General features: G+C 30.5%; 18 protein-coding genes. 2 read left to right on the top strand and 16 right to left on the bottom strand.

Annotated features, from left to right (window positions below):
- Window positions 1-162: 162 nt before the first annotated feature.
- The 3 genes from GQR97_RS16710 to GQR97_RS16700 form a co-directional block, all read right to left on the bottom strand.
- Entirely contained in the window at window positions 163-789 is a 627-nt protein-coding gene (locus tag GQR97_RS16710) for a hypothetical protein (protein WP_158850474.1), read from the bottom strand.
- Between the two features lie 759 nt (window positions 790-1,548).
- Window positions 1,549-2,295 carry a hypothetical protein gene (locus GQR97_RS16705; RefSeq protein WP_158850472.1) on the bottom strand — a complete coding sequence of 249 codons (747 nt, stop codon included), beginning with the start codon at window positions 2,293-2,295 and terminating at the stop codon, window positions 1,549-1,551.
- Between the two features lie 170 nt (window positions 2,296-2,465).
- Window positions 2,466-3,011 carry a hypothetical protein gene (locus tag GQR97_RS16700; protein WP_158850470.1) on the bottom strand — a complete coding sequence of 182 codons (546 nt, stop codon included), beginning with the start codon at window positions 3,009-3,011 and terminating at the stop codon, window positions 2,466-2,468.
- A 355-nt stretch (window positions 3,012-3,366) separates the two neighbouring features.
- Here GQR97_RS16700 and GQR97_RS16695 point away from each other — a divergent pair, with 355 nt between their 5' ends.
- On the top strand, window positions 3,367-4,338 hold the full coding sequence (locus tag GQR97_RS16695; RefSeq protein ID WP_158848152.1) for an IS110 family transposase: 972 nt from the start codon (window positions 3,367-3,369) through the stop codon (window positions 4,336-4,338).
- A 50-nt stretch (window positions 4,339-4,388) separates the two neighbouring features.
- On the opposite strand, the gene GQR97_RS16690 is transcribed toward GQR97_RS16695, so the two are convergent.
- The 12 genes from GQR97_RS16690 to GQR97_RS16635 form a co-directional block, all read right to left on the bottom strand.
- Window positions 4,389-5,015: a hypothetical protein gene (locus GQR97_RS16690; protein WP_158850468.1), complete on the bottom strand. Its 627-nt coding sequence runs from the start codon at window positions 5,013-5,015 to the stop codon at window positions 4,389-4,391.
- Between the two features lie 146 nt (window positions 5,016-5,161).
- Window positions 5,162-5,782 (bottom strand): hypothetical protein, encoded by a 621-nt coding sequence (locus GQR97_RS16685; RefSeq protein ID WP_158850466.1) that lies wholly within the window; start codon window positions 5,780-5,782, stop codon window positions 5,162-5,164.
- A 637-nt stretch (window positions 5,783-6,419) separates the two neighbouring features.
- Window positions 6,420-7,256 (bottom strand): IS3 family transposase, encoded by an 837-nt coding sequence (locus tag GQR97_RS16680; protein ID WP_233267647.1) that lies wholly within the window; start codon window positions 7,254-7,256, stop codon window positions 6,420-6,422.
- Window positions 7,253-7,774, bottom strand: a complete 522-nt coding sequence (locus GQR97_RS16675) for a helix-turn-helix domain-containing protein (RefSeq protein WP_158850464.1) — start codon at window positions 7,772-7,774, stop codon at window positions 7,253-7,255. Before GQR97_RS16675 ends, GQR97_RS16680 begins: the two co-directional genes overlap by 4 nt.
- Before the next feature lie 114 nt (window positions 7,775-7,888).
- Window positions 7,889-8,596, bottom strand: coding sequence for an MBL fold metallo-hydrolase (locus GQR97_RS16670; RefSeq protein ID WP_158850462.1), 708 nt, complete (start codon window positions 8,594-8,596; stop codon window positions 7,889-7,891).
- 161 nt (window positions 8,597-8,757) lie between these two features.
- On the bottom strand, window positions 8,758-9,354 hold the full coding sequence (locus GQR97_RS16665; RefSeq protein WP_158850460.1) for a hypothetical protein: 597 nt from the start codon (window positions 9,352-9,354) through the stop codon (window positions 8,758-8,760).
- A 209-nt stretch (window positions 9,355-9,563) separates the two neighbouring features.
- Entirely contained in the window at window positions 9,564-10,208 is a 645-nt protein-coding gene (locus GQR97_RS16660; protein WP_158850458.1) for an HNH endonuclease, read from the bottom strand.
- Window positions 10,205-11,410: an AAA family ATPase gene (locus GQR97_RS16655; protein ID WP_158850456.1), complete on the bottom strand. Its 1,206-nt coding sequence runs from the start codon at window positions 11,408-11,410 to the stop codon at window positions 10,205-10,207. The genes GQR97_RS16660 and GQR97_RS16655 overlap by 4 nt, the downstream gene beginning before the upstream one ends.
- A gap of 246 nt (window positions 11,411-11,656) precedes the next feature.
- Window positions 11,657-12,298: a DUF4919 domain-containing protein gene (locus GQR97_RS16650; protein WP_158850454.1), complete on the bottom strand. Its 642-nt coding sequence runs from the start codon at window positions 12,296-12,298 to the stop codon at window positions 11,657-11,659.
- A gap of 173 nt (window positions 12,299-12,471) precedes the next feature.
- Window positions 12,472-13,206, bottom strand: coding sequence for a DUF7003 family protein (locus GQR97_RS16645; protein WP_158850452.1), 735 nt, complete (start codon window positions 13,204-13,206; stop codon window positions 12,472-12,474).
- Between the two features lie 307 nt (window positions 13,207-13,513).
- Window positions 13,514-16,711 (bottom strand): type ISP restriction/modification enzyme, encoded by a 3,198-nt coding sequence (locus GQR97_RS16640; protein WP_158850450.1) that lies wholly within the window; start codon window positions 16,709-16,711, stop codon window positions 13,514-13,516.
- A 1,293-nt stretch (window positions 16,712-18,004) separates the two neighbouring features.
- Window positions 18,005-18,436 carry a hypothetical protein gene (locus tag GQR97_RS16635; protein ID WP_158850447.1) on the bottom strand — a complete coding sequence of 144 codons (432 nt, stop codon included), beginning with the start codon at window positions 18,434-18,436 and terminating at the stop codon, window positions 18,005-18,007.
- A 210-nt stretch (window positions 18,437-18,646) separates the two neighbouring features.
- On the opposite strand from GQR97_RS16635, the gene GQR97_RS19865 reads away from it, so the two are divergent.
- Window positions 18,647-18,769: a hypothetical protein gene (locus GQR97_RS19865; protein ID WP_262885913.1), complete on the top strand. Its 123-nt coding sequence runs from the start codon at window positions 18,647-18,649 to the stop codon at window positions 18,767-18,769.
- Window positions 18,770-18,784: 15 nt separating this feature from the next.
- On the opposite strand, the gene GQR97_RS16630 is transcribed toward GQR97_RS19865, so the two are convergent.
- A complete protein-coding gene (locus tag GQR97_RS16630; protein WP_158850445.1) occupies window positions 18,785-19,444 on the bottom strand; it encodes a hypothetical protein in 660 nt (219 codons plus the stop codon).
- Window positions 19,445-19,909: the final 465 nt, after the last annotated feature.

Genomic DNA, 19,909 nt, shown 5'->3' with positions numbered 1-19,909 from the left:
TTCGCCACGCACATAGCAAAATCTTTTTGTTTTGTTTTTTCTTTTATTGTTTAAAGCAAAATCCCAAAGATTTTGCGGACTTCATAAAAATACACAAACTTTTCGATTAAGACCGAAACCCGTATTGTTTATAGGTTGTGTTGTGTGTCGTTTTTTCCGCAGTTAGATTATAATCCAACCTTCTTTTAAAAAAGTTAATTTAGAATTCTCTATAAACTCTTTTAATTCAGTGTTTTTATCAGCGTTTTCGTTAGTCAATTCAAATAGATAGACTTGCGGATTTGCTGATTTCGGCCTGCCTAACCAAAATCGAAATCGTTTAATTTTTGGTGAGTCAGATAGAAATTCAAGTTCTTCTAAGTTCGTTATAATTAGATTGTCTCCTCTGCTTAACTCGTAAAAATATCTTTCCGAAACAGAAAGGGAATCAAGTTCCTTTTCCGATTTCCGCTGTTCAGTTGTAAATCCGCTTATTAGTTGAGGATATAAAACACCTTTTTTGAAAATCATTTCCAGTGTATCGTTTACACCATAAATGTTGAAAGATTTATTGTCGTATATTAATTCAGTTCCGTCTATTTCTTTTATTTCATAAGAATAGACTTCATACGATTGGTTTTTATACTCTTTTTTGAAAAGTTCCTGTGCCCAATAATCTTCTTGTTCTCCTTGATTAGTAAAAGGTGGTTTTAATTCAGTTCTTTTTTTCGTTTCAATTTTTTCAGGATTGTTTTGAGATTTACAACCAATAGAGAAAGTCAGAAGTATGATTGCAACAAATAATTTCATTTTCTTAGTTTTAGTTTCTCAAATATCTTTTAATACTATTAATCAAAAAAGTAATAATGAGTGAACTCTGATTTTGGTTGAGTGACTAATTTCTTCAAAATGACACACAACGTAACGCGTATAATGTTTGTTGCGTAATTTATACACTAAATTAGTAAAAAGAAACGAGTTAAAGTAAAATCTTACGATATTTCCAAAAGAGAATTATAAAGCAATAAATTTTAGACGTTGTTGTGGGCAGGTTTTGATGTCTTTTTTGAGACTTAGTATAAAAAGAATAACCAATATCTAGAAACTGATTTTTTTTCTTTTCAAATAAAACCTGACCAAAAAATAAAGCGTAAAGATTGGAGTTTTCAATGTTAGCAGATAAGAACTGACCACTGGTAAAAAAACAAAAATTTAATACCAAAAACTAGCAAAAGGAAAACGACCAAAAAAATATTCATGATAGCGCTCATCCGCCAGGGAGTAACAAAAGTAAATAGACCAAAATGTTAGCTAAAATTTTTGTGTTTTGTGTGCCTAAAAAAATTGAGTTTTAATGCCTGAACTTGGCAAATATGCTTCTTTATGAAGCTAAATTATAGTTATGTATTTCTTGTTGAAGACTTGCCCACAACGGTTTTGTGTATGGTTAGTTGCGTGGTTTAGCAACTAAATTAGTAAACTTTTACGAACCCGTGAATATTCCGCAGGAATATTCGCAAGTAGGGAAGAACCTAGCAATTAATTATACACGGTGTTACCAACTGGCTTTTATATTTTATGTTCATATCCGATTTCGTTTAAATCTGATTGCAATTGTTCAAAATCATCTAATTCTGGATTTAATTCTAGAACCAATTCTTTTGTTATTATAATTCCGTTATAAATCTTTTCTACAAGTTCCAATTTGAGTTCGTATCCCTCAAAATTTTCCTCGTAATATTCTTCCGCCCAATTTTTGTAAGTCAACGGTTTTCCATCCAATAACTGAAGTAAATCATTTGAACCATCTTTGTAATCGTCTTTAGGTAAATTGATTTCTCCTATTTTCCAATTATTATCTGATTCAGTTTGCCAAATACAAAAAGTTGTTCCAATACTTTTCACAGGTTCTCCGTATATAAAGTCATTAAATACTTTTGGCAAATTGTCCACAACTCCTTTTGGAATTATTTGAGTCAATTCCGTTTTGGTTTCTTTTTTTGAGCTAAATATTTTCTCGACAAAAGATTTTTTTTCTTCAATTGGAATGTTTTTCCAACCATTCATTTCGCTTTCGTGAGCAAATCCGTTAATACAAGTTCCGTTTTTGCTAAAAACCATTAGCATTTGGTCTCCTTGTCCGTTTCTCATTTCACAAAATTCTTCTGTTTCACTCCAATCTTTTTGGTAAGAATAATATCTGTATTCCCATTCAGGACAGATAATAGCTTCCAAAGCAGAAATGGATTTGCAAATTTTTTGTAATTCATTTGGGTTTGGCAGAAGATTTAGGTTTTCAGAGGAAAGTTTGTTCATTAGCAGGATTTTTGTTCAGCTTGTTGGTAACGTTGATGTATAAGAATAGTGCGGTTTTGTGTGCGAGGATTTTCCGAAGGAAAATCAGACGTAACAAAAGTGCACGGACTCTTGATTAAGCACTAAACTAAGCATTATTTTTATACGGTGTTACCTACAGTTTTTTATTTTTATCGGTTTAACAATGTCAAATAATGAATTGCAAAAATCAACCGAATATTTTCTTTTTCAAAATCAGTTTTTTTAATGTTTTTCGCAAAACCTGCTATTACAGAAGGAACTAAATCATTTGTTGATTCCAACCTTTCAGCATAGTCTTTGATAAAATCCGACCTCTTTCCAACAAGTTTCAAATATTCCAAATAGAGACTTTTGTCCGCAAAATTGTATTTAACTTTATTCAATTCAGAGTCTTTGTATTTCCACCAAATTTTGTCAAATACTTTATATTCGACAACTGATTGTCCTAAAGAATCAATTCCATCAATTATTGGTACAGAATTATTTTCAATCACGCGTTGCGAGAATTCCCAATATGCAATTTTAGTAGAATAAGTCTGTGATTCGTCAATCAATATATTATCAAAATCTTGAAGCAAGAATTTCAATTCTTGAAATTCAGTTTCAGAGAATATTCCGTTTATATTTTCCAATTTCTGTTCTGTGCCACAGGACAAAAAAGTAATGAAAAGTATTAATGTTAGTTGTTTTTTCAAATTGTAGGTAACGTGCTTGTGTATGGTTAGTTGCGTGATTTAAGCACTAAAGTTAGCAAATAAATCACAGATAGAATATTCCGCAGGAATGTTCGTAAGTAGGCTTAAAACAAGCAATTAATTATACACGGCTTAAGTTAGCATTTTAATAAAAACACTAAATTAAGGCCTAAAAATAAGAAAGCACAAAAGAGAGGAGTAAGGTTAATATACACGCAGAAGCTTTAGACTTCGTCAACATTGAAAATCCCCTCTCTTTTCTACACAGATTTCGTACAGTTCTATGAGGCTTTTAGACCTCGATTTTAAGTCGTTGAAACTCGCGTAGATCGTCCTTTCAAAAAAACATTTTCTTATGAATAAAGATATTAAATATTTTGGAATAGACATTAGTCATTTGGTGTTCGATGTCACGGACTCTGATGGTAATTACTATCAGTTTAAAAACAATGAACTTGGCTTTAAAAAGTTCACGAAACTTTTAAATAATAAGAGTCATTGCGTTATGGAAGCCACAGGCTATTATCATTATCAGTTAGCGTATCATTTGCTAGAATCTGGTATCAAAGTATCGGTTGAAAATCCATTGTCAGTAAAACGCTTTATACAGATGGGACTATCAAAAGTTAAGACAGATAAGAGCGATTCAAAACTTATTTGTGCTTACTCAGAGCAAGTAGAATTAAAGCTATGGAAAGGAAATTCTAAGGAAGAAATAGAATGTCTTCAAATCGTTAGAACCCTTTCTGTATATACAAAACAAAGCACTATGCTAAAAAACAAACTACATGGAGAAGCGGTTTTGGGAAATCCAAGTAAGCTTGTTGTAACGTCTTTAAAACGTAGTTTAAGACAACTAACAAAAGAGATGAAAACTTTGGAGGATAAGCTGTTAATATTAGTAAAACAATCACATCAAGATTTATTTACCCGTTTAAAAACCATTCCAGGTATAGGACCAAAAACAGCCATTATGTTAGTGGTATTAACAGGTGGATTTGATCGTTTTACGAGCGCAAGTGAACTTTGTAGTTACGCTGGCCTTACACCTATGATCCGGCAAAGTGGAAGTAGTGTAAAAGGGAGGCCACGAATAAGTAAAATGGGGAATCAAAAGCTTCGGAATTTATTATTTATGTGCAGTTTTAATGCGTGTAAATACAACAAAGCTTGCCGCGATCTTTATGAGCGAATCGTAGCGAAAGGAAAGAGCAAAAAATTAGCATTAATTGCCGTGTGTAATAAGCTACTAAAACAGGCTTTTGCACTAGCTAAATCAGGATTAATATATGATGGAAACTATAAAAGTACTTTAGTGAAAAATTAATACATTTTTACTTGTTTTTTACCACAGTACTTTGTTAGCAAATCGGTTTTTTACGTTTTAATCATATTTATCATTCCATAAGAATAACTTCCTTTCGGTAATCTATCTCTAAAATCTTCAAAATATTTCCACAAGTTAAATTCGGAATTAATTGAATTCAATATACTTCGAACATTTTCTATTTCAGGCATTTCTGGGTTTTGATACCTTTCGTTTTCAGGTTCCCAATATGAGTAAACACGTCTTGTTTTTCCATTTCCGATTTCAAAAACATATGTCTTTCCGTCAAATCCTTTTGGATAGTTTTCAATTTCTGAACAATCTTTTAACGTCTCAATATTTTCTGCATTTAAAGAGTTAATTAATTTCTCAACAATTCTGTTTGAGATTTTTATTTTTTGATAAATAATTTCTGTCTTATTCTTTCTTTTATTTTCTGTGACAAAATTTGTCAAAGTTCCGTTATAAGTTGAGTCAGTTATTTTAATCAGTTCCACAACCTGATAATCAGTCCAAATTCGGTAAGCTTTTTCAAAATTCAGACTGTCGTAATGTTTTAGCCCAATTTCAATTCGGTCAGATTCGATATAAGGATTCCAAAAGGATTCTTTTTCGGTTTGACCAAATGCAAAAGTCGATATCAGACTTAGAATTAATATGTGGATTTGTTTTTTCAACTGTTTGCTAACGTGTTTGTGTATGATTTCGTTGCGTGTTTCTGCAACTAAATTAGTAAACAAAAACGAACCAGAGGAAATTCCGAAGGAATTTCCAAGTAGGCTAGCACTAGCAATGAATTATACACGGTGTTACCAAATGGTTTTTAATCTCCAACGTACTCAGTTTCTTTAATTTTTAAATTTCCAATATTTTTATCTATAATCTCAATTGAATACCAAACTTTCCATTGATTCCCAGTATCAGGAACATTCAAGTCAGAAGTCAGATATATAGTGTTTCCTAAAATGCTATCAATTTCGGTTGAGAAAAGATTACATTCTGCGTAAAATTCAGGAATCAGAGATTCTTTAAAATCAGTTCGGTCGATTTGTTTTTTGTCAACAATTGAGTCAGTCAAAAGCTTGAAATCAGTTACCATTTTGTGAGAATGGTCTAAATATGCTTGTTCTCCGTTTTGAGCTAAATTCCTAACAATTGAGCTATCGTTTAAACTATAAGTTTTTAATTCAAGAGTATGTTTTAAGTCAGAAATTTTAAATTCTCTTTTACTGGAAATAGTGTCAAGAACTAAAGCCCAATAATTATTAATTGTATCTTTTTTAATTTTTGATTGGATAGCTTCCAATTCCTTTTTTTGTCCAGACTCCGTTTCTGCTTTTAATTCCGTTTTTGGCTTAAATTCAGATTTGGTTTTGTCTGATTTTTTTCCGTCGCAACTTGATAGAATCGAAAATATTAATATTAAAGACAGAAGTTGTTTCATAGTTCGGTTTTCAACTGTTTGGTAACGTAACGCGTATAATGTTTGTTGCGTAATTTATACACTAAATTAGTAAAAAGAAACGAGTTAAAGTAAAATCTTACGATATTTCCAAAAGAGAATTATAAAGCAATAAATTTTAGACGTTGTTGTGGGCAGGTTTTGATGTCTTTTTTGAGACTTAGTATAAAAAGAATAACCAATATCTAGAAACTGATTTTTTTTCTTTTCAAATAAAACCTGACCAAAAAATAAAGCGTAAAGATTGGAGTTTTCAATGTTAGCAGATAAGAACTGACCACTGGTAAAAAAACAAAAATTTAATACCAAAAACTAGCAAAAGGAAAACGACCAAAAAAATATTCATGATAGCGCTCATCCGCCAGGGAGTAACAAAAGTAAATAGACCAAAATGTTAGCTAAAATTTTTGTGTTTTGTGTGCCTAAAAAAATTGAGTTTTAATGCCTGAACTTGGCAAATATGCTTCTTTATGAAGCTAAATTATAGTTATGTATTTCTTGTTGAAGACTTGCCCACAACGTTGTTGTATATGGTTTGTTGCGTGGTTTAGCACGTAATTCAGCAAATAAAAACCGAATAGAAAATGAAGTGCACCCAAATGTTTAGACAAATTTATAATTAATTTTGATAATAATTAGCTCGATATTCAATCGGGCTCATACCATTTAAATTTTGTTTAATTCTCTCATTATTATAATATTTTATATAGACTTTAATCTCTTTTTTTAACTGAGATATCGACTTATATTTATTTATATAAAACAATTCAGATTTTAGAATACCGAAGAAATTTTCTATCACAGCGTTATCTAAACAATTTCCTTTACGAGACATACTCTGAGTAATTCCTTTTTCTGTTAATAATCTTCGATACTGTTTCATTTGATACTGCCATCCTTGATCTGAATGTAATATTAAATTTGTTTGATCTGGTATTTTCTTAAAAGACTTTTTCAGCATAATAGCTACTTGTTTAAAATCAGGTTTTTCAGATAATTGATAACTTATTATTTCTCTATTAAAGAGATCAATTATTGGAGATAGATATAGTTTTTTTCCTAAAACTTTAAATTCTGTAATATCGGTAGCCCATTTTTTATTTGGCCTAATAGCTTTAAAATTTCGTTGTAATATATTAGGAGCTGTTTCTCCTATTCGCCCTTTATAAGACTTGTATCTTTTAGCTCTGACTAAACTTTTTAAACCTAATTCACGCATTAACTTGAGTACTGTTTTATGATTTATTAGAGTGCCTATTTTGTTGATTTCTAAAGAGATTCTTCTATAGCCATATCTTCCTTTGTGACGATGATATATTTGATGAATCAATAGTTTTATCTCTTTATATTTATCAACTAAAAGACTTCTTTTATGATGATAATAATAACTACTTCTTGCCATGTTCGTATGATATAATAAAATATCTAAATCATACTTATGCCTTAATTCTGTTATGGCTTTTGCTTTTTGTTTTGCTCTTGTTGAATTAAGGCCTGTAACTTTTTTAGCAAGTCCAGTTCTGCACGTAATGATTCATTTTCTAATAAAAGTTCCTCTTCTCTTGTTAAAGGTTTATTAGACTTTTTTTTAGCTCTCTTAAATTGCATAGATTTTGGTTTACCTCTAGGTTTAATGTTTAAGCCTACAATACCCTCTTTTTTATAATTACGTTGCCACTTCATAATTACAGATTTAGTAGGAATATTAAATTCTAAACAAGCTTGACTGAAAGATAATGAATCTTTGTCAATAGCTTTTAAAACTTTAAGTTTAAAAGGAATGCTATACACTTTGGTTTTTCTTGGTAATAGTGCTTTTTTACCATATTTTTCATAAAATCGAATCCAATCATGAAGGGTTGTATGATGACAACCATATAACTTAGACACATCTTCAACTATTTGGTGATTTTTTAAAACTTGCTTTACACATCGAAGTTTAAATGCGTAATCATACTTGACTTTTCTTCCCATAATAATACCCTCAAATAGTGTCTAACTTTTTGGGGGCAGTTCAAAATCCGCGAGGATTTTCGTAAGTAAGCGAGAACCAAGCAATAAATTATATACGGTGTTGCCCACAGTATTTTATTCAGTTTGTAATTCAATCGTAATTATTTTGCCTTGTTCGGTTAATGGATGCTCGTTTTTTTTGTCTTTAAAGAATTTTTCTGCAGGCTTAATTTCTGCTGGATGTAAGTGGTAAATTCCGATTTCATCTGCATCAATTTCAATATTTTCTTCTTTAGCATTTTCGTAAAGCCAATATGGGATAAATGCCAAGTCGATATTTTTTATTTTTCCAATAGTTTCTGGATTAGTTGTATCGCCAGATAAGTAAATTCTCTTTCCGTGCCAAGTTATTAAATATGAATAGTGTCTGAAGTTTATTCCAAAAACTTTATGCTTGGTTTTGAATGCTTTAATCTCAAAGTCATTTAGAGTTTTATTCAACTCTTCCAATTCAGATATGTTTGAAACTCCGTATTTCGTTCCGCCTTTTTCTTTAATCACCTTTTTTAAATTCTTTTTTGAGTAATGGTCAGAATGTTTGTGAGTAAAAATAAATATTGAGTTTTCCTTTATACTATCTAATTCTGATTCGTCAAATTCCATATAACCGTGTGCTCCAGATTTATATGGAAAATCTGTGTAGATATTAGTTGTTCCATCAGTTAAATATAATCCACAATTTCCTAAAAATTCGATTTTAATTTCTTTCGATTGCGAAAATCCAAGAGTTGTAAATAAGCATAAAGTCAAAGTAAAAATTGTTCCTATAAATGTTCTTTTCATATTGTCGTGTTATATTGTGGGCAACGGTTTTGTGTATGGTTAGTTGCGTGGTTAAGCAACTAAGTTTGCAAACTTTTACGAACCCGTGAATATTCCGCAGGAATATTCGCAAGTAGTGAAGAACCTAGCAATTAATTATACACGGTGTTGTAAAACGTTTTTTATTCCAAATATTCAACATCAGAACGTACTTTTTTCCGCCATTTCATTCCGTATTTATTGTCCATAAGTTCAAAAATTCGCTTATTATATTCTTTTAAACATTCGGCAATTGGTGGTTCGCAACCAAAGTCTAAATATTTAATTTTAAATTTTTTCTCAAAACGCTTGTCGGAAGGTGAGTTTGCAATTGGTGCTATTGAACCAACAAGCAATAAATTAGCCGTTCCATTTTTCCAGTCAAATTCTGCACGTTCAGCATTATATTCACAATCCGCTTTTAATTCAAACGTCACTTTATTCATTCCGCTTTTTGTTTCGACGTCAAACTTTTGTATTCCGTAACCGAATCCAGATATTTCTATTATATACTTTTTGTTAGGTTCAAGATATTCAATTCGGAAATAACCTAAACTGTCAGCCATAATTAATGGTTGTTTAGTAATCAATTCTTGAACATAAATATCCGAAATTGGCCTTTCGCCAGAAACTCCGCTAATCACTTTTCCTAATATTTCAGTTTGTCCGTATGTGATTCCGCAAACCAATATTAAAATCAGTTTGATGATGTTTTTCTGTATGTTCAGATTTTTTTTCAAATGTTTTACAACGTTAAGTATAAGAAATCGTAGGGCAGGTGATAAGCACTATCGTTTCGGTTTATTACTTAGCTAAATATAAATATTTTGCTTTTATCTTTTTTACTATAAACGCCAAATTTTATATTTAGCGGACTTTGTTAATATTCACAGACCTTTCGGTTTATCACAAACGCCCTATGTTTTTTATACCGTGTTGGTGGTAGTTATTATAAGCCATAATGTTCTATTATCAATTCAAACATTAAAGAAAATGAATTGTCTATTCGTTTGAAACTATAAATAGCATTTAATTCAGCTTCAGTTAAATGATTTCGAGCTTCAATTTGTTGAGCATTTCTGATTTCTATGAAAAGCTGAAGAAAGTTATTTAACTGTTTTAATCTTCGATTATCTAATAACTCCCTATCAAGCCTATATTTTTTGATTGTTCTTAGTCCTAATACAGAATTGTTTCTAGGTTGAATAAATTCGTTCTCATAAGTCAAATGTTCTTTTATTGTAACATCTGTATGTCTACAAGGGTCAAGTGCATCTTGAATTGAAATAGTAGAATGAGGTATTTTACCATTACAGTTATCACAAGATAGATACAAATTATCCCATTCATAAGATAGAGTTTTATCAACACTCACTTCAATATGATGGTCAACCTCTTTGCGCTTTCCCTTTAGTTTTGTTTCACAATAAAAGCATTTGTGGAAACTCATTGACTCTAACTGAGTCTTAACAGTATTGTGTGCATATTTACTTGAATCTGGTCTTTTTTTTCCTGAAGCAATATAATTGTCTCGCCAAGTAATTTTTCTGTCAATTAAAATTTGAGGTTCAGGAAGCCTTGAAATTCCTCTCATTTTTTAATTGATTTTATAATTGAGTCTAGATTTAAATAATTGAAATATTCAGGATTAATTTCTAATAATTTCTTTTCAATAGTTTTAATTTTTTCGTTTTTCTTATTTTCAATAGCATCTTTTCTCTCCTCAAGAAGTTTTGATATTTCATCACTAAAATTATTAGTATTGAAGAGTGGGCTGAGTAAAATTTCTTCAATTGGTTTGTTAATATAATAATCGGTTTCCTCTTCAACTATAGAAAAATCAATTTGGCTTTTGCAAACATAAATTCGAGAATTTTTGATTGAAGAAACTATAAAAGGTGAATGTGTTGAAACTATAATTTGAAGCTTTGGGAAAAGAGTAAGTATATTTTGTAAAAATACCTTCTGCCATTTCGGATGTAAATGATTTTCAGCTTCATCAATTAACAGAAGACCTTTTATATTCTTATAATCGGAAATAGGCTTGTCATTTAACGCACATATTGAATAAACTTGGCTTAATAAACTTGTGAAACGTTGAATTAGATAAAGATTACCACTACTTAACTTATCTAAAGTTATTTCATTATTTCCAATTTTAACAATTGGCTTTAAGTTTATTCGAGAAACGTGCGATAGTTTCCCTTTTGAAATAGATAAATTAATTATATCTTCTAATATTGAATATAAAGAAGAGCCTAATTCTTTTTCTTGTTCGTTTGTACTGTCTTTTAGATAATCAAAAAATGAAATAATTTTAGTTAAATCAATATTTTTGTGAATTCCAGATAGTGAATCATCTAAGTATTTTTTTGCTTCAACTGCAGTAATGCTTGTTATTCCAAAATTATCATTAGACAATTTTGATGTCCAATAGTCCAAAATAAAATCCTTTTCGTATGGGGGGTCAAATTGAGAATGAAATAATCGATTTATAGCCATATCATTAGTATCAAGATTTTGTTTTCCGTCAAATTTTTTGTTTGATGAGAAAACTTTATCAGTACCATTTATAACTAAATTTGTTTTAATTAAAAACTGTTTAGAAGATGTTATTTCTCTTTCAACACCAGAAAAACGACCTTTAAAAAGGCTACGTATAGCATCTAATATTATAGATTTTCCGGTGCCATTTTCTCCAGTAATACAAATAACAGGTGGATAATCTAACTCTTGTTCATTAGAAATAAAATCTAATTCAGCCGTTTTGAATGGTCCTATATTTTCTAAAATCAAATTTTTCAACCTCATAATTTCTATTATTCAGAGTGTTTCTGTTAATTACCACCAACGTTTGGTGTAAGGAACGTAGGGCAGAGGATAAGCACTGTCTTTCGAATTCTCACTAAGCCAAATTTACATATTTTGCTTTTATTTTTTCTAAATGCCAAATTGAAAATTTGGCGACATCATAAAGAAGCACAAGCTTTTAAATTTAGCCCAAACCGCCCTATGTTTTTTACACGTTGTTATGTGCTGGCTTTATTTTTCTTTTAGATTTTCTCTCCCTTTTATTACATTATTTATTTCAAAATAATAGGTTTTCTTTTCTCCATTTTCATCAACAACTTCCATTCGGTCACAAATTCCATCATCTATGCTTTGAGTATCTAATACAACACCAAGCATATTTAAAATAAAGTATTCCTCTGATATTTGAATAACAGACCAACCATTTTCACACGATTTTCCATCTCCATCATTAACTATCGATTTTAAAAGTCCAAATTGAATTGTTTTATATTTCCCCTCATTTATAGTATCTCCAACAATTTTATAAGTCTGTCTTAATATTTTATGAGCTGTCATACTTGTATAATCAATACTCAACATTTTTTTTGTTGTATTAATCAGACTCTCATATTTCGATTCAGACATTTGTAGATACATTTTTTTTTTCAATTCCTTAAATTCAATACTTTTTTCAGACGCAATTTTGAATTGTTTACTCTCAATGAAACTTTCTCTGAATGATTTATAATCAATATCAGTTTTTCCTTTTTCAAGTATTTGAACGGTTTTGCTGTAATTGTCGTCAAATTCAGGCACTATTATTTCCGTTTGTCCAATTATAATGTTGAAGTTGAAAAGTATTATTATAGTTATGAAAAATTGTTTATTCATTATTAGTTTTGCATTTTTTTGCGCTTGCACATAACGTTGTTGTATATGGTTTGTTGCGTGTTTTAAGCACCTAATTTAGTAAATAATTACCGACAAAGAAAGTCCGTGAGGACTTTCGCAAGTAAGCAAGAAGCCAGCAATAAATTATATACGGTGTTACCATACGTACTTTTTCATAATGTTCCTCCATCAGGCCAATTTCTCCAATGATTATTTGGCTTTTTTGTTGGTTTATAAAATTCAGTTTTTCCAGTTTCTAAAACTTTCACTATTTGCTTAAAAGTTTCGTTTTTGCTCGGAAGTTCAGAATCAGCACAGTCAGGATGATTCCATTCAGTCAGCTCCATAATTTTCGGCAAATTGGTTGGAATTCGTTCTCGTATTTCCTTTTCGGTAGCAACAAAATCATTATTATATTCTGGTTCTAAACCTCTCAAAAATTCCCACACGAAAATTTTATCCTCTTCTTCTAATTCAATTCCTTTATTTAGATAAAATTCCCGATTATGGATAATCTCAATACTTTTACCTCTCAATTTAGTAGATTTTGCATTTGGATTTAGACTTTCTTCATATTCCTCGTCAAAGGTTGGAAAGTCCGAACTATTATCTGTTAAGTAAATAAAATTTGCATTATCAGTTCCTGGTTTTGTGTCAATACAATTTCCAAATACGTGCAAACAATTACTAATCCCATTATGTCCACCACCACGATAATTAAATCCGATTACTTCTATTATCAATGCCCAACGTTTTTCATCGCGATATGCACTCAATTTAGAATGAATAGGATAAACATATCCATTGTCAAGCATTGGAAAAGTATAATCTTCCGCACACTTGTCAAGTTGTTTTAAAATATCCTTTGCTGAATATTCCTGTTTTTTGTTAAATCCGAAAATGTTCATTCGTATGTATGGTAACGTTTAGTATATGAAAAGTAGGGCAGTTGATAAGCAATTATTTTCAGTTTTGCACTTAGCCATATTTTTCATTTTATTTTTATCTTTTCGTTTTTCTAAAATACAAATTAAAAATATGGCGGACTTTGCAAATAAGCACAAGCCTTTGTTTTAGCACTTTCCGCCCTATTTTTTATATACATTGTTAGGTGTCTGGCTTTTCTTTCCGCAAACTTGCTAGCGTTGGCGTGAAAGCTCTTTTAAATTTGTGAGGCACGAGCAAACTTTGAATGTGCTTGAACTTGCGTTGGCTTTATTCAATTTCTATTTTGTCAATTTCTTTCATTATTCTGTTCGTTTCAGTCAGAGCTACTATAATTTTCTGATAATGTAAAATATCTTCATAGTTCAATTCTCTTTCCTTTCTGTCTTTTAACCATTTTTGAGCAGGTTGATAACCTCCAATATAAAACTCCCAAGCAGTTACAGGAATGTTTTCAAAATATTTACTCTCGTTTATCCAAATTCTACCAAGTTGCTTTTCGGTGTCTATTATTTCCCAATCTTTCTTTCCGATTTTTGTTGTAATTACATTATGGTCATTTTCGGCATTTTCTGCCATTTCATAACTTGTAATATAATTTTCAACTTTTTCACTTTCTAAAAGATGAATTTCTCTTATTTCTTTGCCTAGTTTCACTAAACTCCAGAAGATTTTTTCGTCTTTTGGATAAGGAACTCTTGGGAAATCTATTTTTAGAAATTCTTTGTATTTCTTTCTACAAGTAGATGAGTGCAATACAGCATAGATATAATCTAAAATATCTATTGGGGCAAACGTGCCTTTGGTATCTTCTTTTTCGTTGGTAAATCTTAAACCTAATTTTTTTGCTATTTGGTCTACTATTTCTTTATTTAGATTTGGTTTTCTACCTATTGATTTTTCAATAGTTTGTTGACCGTTATTTTCAGTATATAAATAAAGGGGGAAAACGCATCCAGAACCAAACATTTTAGCACTAGCCGTAAAGTTTCCTTCAATTATTTTATCGGTAATGAAATTATGACGATAATCTTGAGTTGTTTGTCTTGGAATTATTAGACCAATATTTGGTTGTAATAAGTGTTGCATTACTTCAAATCTTGAACGACCAATAAAGCCTCCTGATTTTTTGGTAATTATTGTTTCTCTAACATCAAAAGGTCTGTAATTGATTTTTACTTGGTTAAAAGTGTCAGTTAAAATACTTTCTTTCGCTTTTGTAAAAGTCCAACCACTAGAGTCTTTCTTCTCTGTATATTTTGATTTTAATTCTTCAATACTATTATTTTCAAAGTCTGCAATTACAGTTTGAAGTTTTTGATTTTCAAACTGAATTGCTAAAGCATCACATTTAGTTTCAATTCCATTAGAATTAAGGCGAAGAATATCATTTACTTTAAATCCTTTTTTATAACTATTTTCTAGTTCAAAATCTTTTGGTACAAAAAAGAAATATGGTTCCTTGTTTTTTAAAAGCTCCCATTTGATAGTTGAAATTGTATTGTCAAAAAGATATGGGTATTTTATATCTCTTTTTCCAAATAGTTCTGAATGAAATACTTTACCTAATTGGTTTACTTTTTTGTTTCCTGTTTTTACAAAGATATTGATGGAAACTCCTTGCATAATGTCAAAAACATTTTGGTCTGGTGAACCGTCTGGACAAATTTCTTTCTTTTTAGCATTTCCGTGCAAATCTAAAATGTAAACCTTATCAAATGTTTCAAGTAGATTTTTTCGCATTTGTCTATGCGTTATACCATCTATAAAACTATTGTTTGATATGTATGCTAAAATACCTTCTCCATTTTTATCTATATAATATTGACCGTATCTTAAAAACTTTATATAATCGTCATCAAGATTAATTTTTCTTTCATTTAGGTTCTTTTTATAATCATTTAATAAACCTTGTATCCAGTCTCCTTTGTTGGTGCTACTTACTGCATATGGTGGATTTCCAATGACGCACATAACTGGCGTATCACGTTTTATGTGATTTGCTTCATTTGCCTCACTACTTAACCAATTAGAAAATAACGTTCCAGTATCTTTATGATGTTCTTCTAACGAATTTGTTAAGTATATATTTAATCGTTCATTTTTAGTTGATTTATAACCAGTTTCGGTTAATAACATATCTAATTTTAAATGTGCCATAGAGTAAGAAGCCATTAGTAACTCAAAACCATTTAACCTTGGTATCAAGTGTTCTTCTACATATCCACTCCAAGCACCTTTCATTGCTTTAAAGTTCTTGTTGTAGATAAACTTCACAACTTCTGCTAAAAATGTTCCTGTTCCAGTTGCTGGGTCAAGTATTTGTACTTTATGTACTTCTTTTTCTATTTGTTTGTAACCAGTTGCAGACCGTTTATCAGGTGTTTGTGTGTTTAACTTTATTTTTGTTTTACTCGTATCTGCTAAACCTTTAGGTAAATCAAATTCTGTTTTTAAAATATCATCTACAGCACGAACTATAAAATTCACTACTGGTTCTGGTGTGTACCAAACACCTCTTGCTTTTCTTAATTTTGGGTCATATTCTGCCAAAAATGTTTCGTAGAAATGAATTATTGGGTCGTTGGTTTGTGTGCTTTTTCCAAAATTCTTTAAAAGTTGTTCAACATTTGTTGCTCGAAAAACTTCTGCTAGATTGTCAACTACTGTTACAATTCTTTCGTCAATGTCTGGACCTGCGATATAGCCAAAAAGTTTGCGTAAAAAAGGATTTGATTTAGGGATTAGTTCAGCAGCTTCTTGTCTACTAAAATCGTCTAAAGTTGGGTCGTGCAATCTTGCTGCAAACATTCCGTAAGCCAAAGTTTGAGCATAAATATCTGCAAATCCTTTAGGCTGTAAATCGTGAATCAAGATTTCTTTAAAGGTGTCATATTGACCTTTTATAGAAGTGTTTTCTTGTGTTTCTTCATCTGATGTTATGGCACGTTCTAAAATATCTTGTAATAAACGAGCTTTTCCAGCCATCATTTCCGCCAGTTTTTTTGACGATTTAATGGTTTGCCCAACGTGAGTGCAAAAGTCTTTTAGTAAGTTCTCAAATTTTGAAAAATTTTCAGGAATTGATTTAACTGAATTGTTTTCAATTTCTCCAATTTTGATTTCGTGGACTAATTCTCCGTTTTGAAAGAATTGAAACCAAACATAATCTGTTATTATTAGGTTATCGAGTGCTTTTTTATAACGACCAAATTGTTCTTTGTAAGATTTACTATTTAAATCTTTCCCAATATCTTTTGCCTCAATATATCCAATAGGTATTTTTCCTTTTGTAATTACGTAATCTGGATTTCCACAATCAGTTACGTTCGCAGGTTCGTTTGTTATTTCAATTCCTTGTACTAATTCTCTAATTAGAGTTTCCAAGTCCCCTCTATAAGAATGTTCTCTTGATATTCCAGATTGAAGTCTTTTGCTTACTATTTCTACGTATTCTTTTATTGTCATTTTCTTTTTCAATCTTTAGTTAGCGTTGGCTGAAAATTGCTCTTTTGGTTTTTCAGCGTTGGCTTATGTGCTGGCAAAAACCAAATGTGCAATTTGTGCGGCTGGCTTTTTTTTGAGCTTGCACCTAACGTAACGCGTATAATGTTTGTTGCGTAATTTATACACTAAATTAGTAAAAAGAAACGAGTTAAAGTAAAATCTTACGATATTTCCAAAAGAGAATTATAAAGCAATAAATTTTAGACGTTGTTGTGGGCAGGTTTTGATGTCTTTTTTGAGACTTAGTATAAAAAGAATAACCAATATCTAGAAACTGATTTTTTTTCTTTTCAAATAAAACCTGACCAAAAAATAAAGCGTAAAGATTGGAGTTTTCAATGTTAGCAGATAAGAACTGACCACTGGTAAAAAAACAAAAATTTAATACCAAAAACTAGCAAAAGGAAAACGACCAAAAAAATATTCATGATAGCGCTCATCCGCCAGGGAGTAACAAAAGTAAATAGACCAAAATGTTAGCTAAAATTTTTGTGTTTTGTGTGCCTAAAAAAATTGAGTTTTAATGCCTGAACTTGGCAAATATGCTTCTTTATGAAGCTAAATTATAGTTATGTATTTCTTGTTGAAGACTTGCCCACAACGTAACGCGTATAATGTTTGTTGCGTAATTTATACACTAAATTAGTAAAAAGAAACGAGTTAAAGTAAAATCTTACGATATTTCCAAAAGAGAATTATAAAGCAATAAATTTTAGACGTTGTTGTGGGCAGGTTTTGATGTCTTTTTTGAGACTTAGTATAAAAAGAATAACCAATATCTAGAAACTGATTTTTTTTCTTTTCAAATAAAACCTGACCAAAAAATAAAGCGTAAAGATTGGAGTTTTCAATGTTAGCAGATAAGAACTGACCACTGGTAAAAAAACAAAAATTTAATACCAAAAACTAGCAAAAGGAAAACGACCAAAAAAATATTCATGATAGCGCTCATCCGCCAGGGAGTAACAAAAGTAAATAGACCAAAATGTTAGCTAAAATTTTTGTGTTTTGTGTGCCTAAAAAAATTGAGTTTTAATGCCTGAACTTGGCAAATATGCTTCTTTATGAAGCTAAATTATAGTTATGTATTTCTTGTTGAAGACTTGCCCACAACGTGATTGTGTATGGTTAGTTGCGTGGTTAAGCAACTAATTTAGTAAACAAAAACGAACGCAAGAAAATTCCGAAGGAATTTTCCAAATAGGCAACGACCAAAGCAATTAATTATACACGGTGTTGGCAACTGGCTTTTATTTATTCAGTCGGCATTTTTGTCGATACGTAAATCAGTTCATCATAATTGTCCGATGTAAATTCTTTTATTGCGCTCTGTTCCGTTATTGTTCCAACTCCAATTATTTTGCTTTGGTCAATTTTTTTATATTCATCGACAGATATTATTTCTCCGTCAAGAACATATAGAGTTTTCTTGTCCGACTTTGTATTTGCTATTTCTCTTTCTTGTAATTTGGTCGTTAATAAAACAACTCCGTTTTTACCTTTTCCTCCGTATATTTTTTCAGCGTTTTCTTTTTTCAAATACTTAACCTTTGAAATATCCTCTTCAAGTAACAGGAACCAACCGTCATTCATTGTTTCATATTCAACTGCATATCCATCGATAATCAGCAAAGGGTTTTGCGTAAGTGAATTATCGACTTTCACGGAATTAATATAATTTGCCAAGTAAGTTTTGTCAGATTTCTTTTGGTTGCAGGAAATACACACGAAAATCAGAAGTAATATTATGTTTTTTGTTATTCGGTTCATTTTTCAGCGTAATGTTTTAGCTTGTTGCCAACGTGATTGTGTATGGTTAGTTGCGTGGTTAAGCAACTAATTTAGTAAACAAAAACTTACCAGAGAAAATTCCGAAGGAATTTTCCAAATAAGTACTTGCCAAAGCAATTAATTATACACGGTGTTACCCACAGTTATTTATTCTTTTTTGGTGATGGTGGCGGTTTGGTACTCACTCTTGAAGCTGTTGGTTTGGGCTTATTAGATATGTTTTTATAGTCTATCTTTTTTCCGCTACTCTTGCTCGGTTTCTTCTTCTCCATTGTCTTTTGTTTTTGCTAATTCTATAATAATTTCTTGTTTGTTTAATGATAAATATACTTCTTCGACTTCATAAAGAAATTCAGAGTCGGTATAGTTGTAGACAGCTACATCACAAAGTCTTATTTCCGAAATAGTATCATTCTCCGAAAATGATTTAACCCAACCGTGATAAGTCAGTTGATTTTTTATATCTCTCAAATAAATAAACTCAACATTTTTGGAACTTAGAAACATTGAATATAAATTTTCATCTCCATATTTTTCTGAAACACCAAGAAATCCTGCAATTTTATTGATAACCTTTTTGTTTTCAATCATAGAAACAAAAAAGGCAATAATGATTGAAATAATTGATGCAAATCCGACTTCTTTGTAGGGGATTAATGAAGCATCATTCAGATTACTCCAAATGGTTAGTTCAGGTAATTTATTAAAATCAGCACTAATACATAGATTAATTCCGTTATTTAAAAGTTGTAAAATTAGATAAGAAACAACACCGAAAAGGATTGAGTATAATACAAATCGAAAACTGCTCCATTCTTTATGTAATATCAGTTTTCCGAAAATCAATGTCGCAAGAGCTCCAGGAATTAGTATGATAATTAGTTTGATAGTTAATTCTGACATTGGTTTTTTCTAATTGTGGGTAACGTAACGCGTATAATGTTTGTTGCGTAATTTATACACTAAATTAGTAAAAAGAAACGAGTTAAAGTAAAATCTTACGATATTTCCAAAAGAGAATTATAAAGCAATAAATTTTAGACGTTGTTGTGGGCAGGTTTTGATGTCTTTTTTGAGACTTAGTATAAAAAGAATAACCAATATCTAGAAACTGATTTTTTTTCTTTTCAAATAAAACCTGACCAAAAAATAAAGCGTAAAGATTGGAGTTTTCAATGTTAGCAGATAAGAACTGACCACTGGTAAAAAAACAAAAATTTAATACCAAAAACTAGCAAAAGGAAAACGACCAAAAAAATATTCATGATAGCGCTCATCCGCCAGGGAGTAACAAAAGTAAATAGACCAAAATGTTAGCTAAAATTTTTGTGTTTTGTGTGCCTAAAAAAATTGAGTTTTAATGCCTGA

This window comes from Algibacter sp. L1A34, assembly GCF_009796805.1.
Taxonomy (GTDB): domain Bacteria; phylum Bacteroidota; class Bacteroidia; order Flavobacteriales; family Flavobacteriaceae; genus Algibacter.
This window is presented reverse-complemented; position numbering and strand designations above follow the sequence as displayed.

What these genes read in the sequence shown, in the direction of transcription:
- GQR97_RS16710 (WP_158850474.1), bottom strand. Translation starts at nt 789, where the DNA reads ATGAAATTATTTGTTGCAATCATACTTCTGACTTTCTCTATTGGTTGT.
- GQR97_RS16705 (WP_158850472.1), bottom strand. Translation starts at nt 2,295, where the DNA reads ATGAACAAACTTTCCTCTGAAAACCTAAATCTTCTGCCAAACCCAAAT.
- GQR97_RS16695 (WP_158848152.1), top strand. Translation starts at nt 3,367, where the DNA reads ATGAATAAAGATATTAAATATTTTGGAATAGACATTAGTCATTTGGTG.
- GQR97_RS16685 (WP_158850466.1), bottom strand. Translation starts at nt 5,782, where the DNA reads ATGAAACAACTTCTGTCTTTAATATTAATATTTTCGATTCTATCAAGT.
- GQR97_RS16675 (WP_158850464.1), bottom strand. Translation starts at nt 7,774, where the DNA reads ATGGGAAGAAAAGTCAAGTATGATTACGCATTTAAACTTCGATGTGTA.
- GQR97_RS16670 (WP_158850462.1), bottom strand. Translation starts at nt 8,596, where the DNA reads ATGAAAAGAACATTTATAGGAACAATTTTTACTTTGACTTTATGCTTA.
- GQR97_RS16660 (WP_158850458.1), bottom strand. Translation starts at nt 10,208, where the DNA reads ATGAGAGGAATTTCAAGGCTTCCTGAACCTCAAATTTTAATTGACAGA.
- GQR97_RS16650 (WP_158850454.1), bottom strand. Translation starts at nt 12,298, where the DNA reads ATGAATAAACAATTTTTCATAACTATAATAATACTTTTCAACTTCAAC.
- GQR97_RS16645 (WP_158850452.1), bottom strand. Translation starts at nt 13,206, where the DNA reads ATGAACATTTTCGGATTTAACAAAAAACAGGAATATTCAGCAAAGGAT.
- GQR97_RS16640 (WP_158850450.1), bottom strand. Translation starts at nt 16,711, where the DNA reads ATGACAATAAAAGAATACGTAGAAATAGTAAGCAAAAGACTTCAATCT.
- GQR97_RS16630 (WP_158850445.1), bottom strand. Translation starts at nt 19,444, where the DNA reads ATGTCAGAATTAACTATCAAACTAATTATCATACTAATTCCTGGAGCT.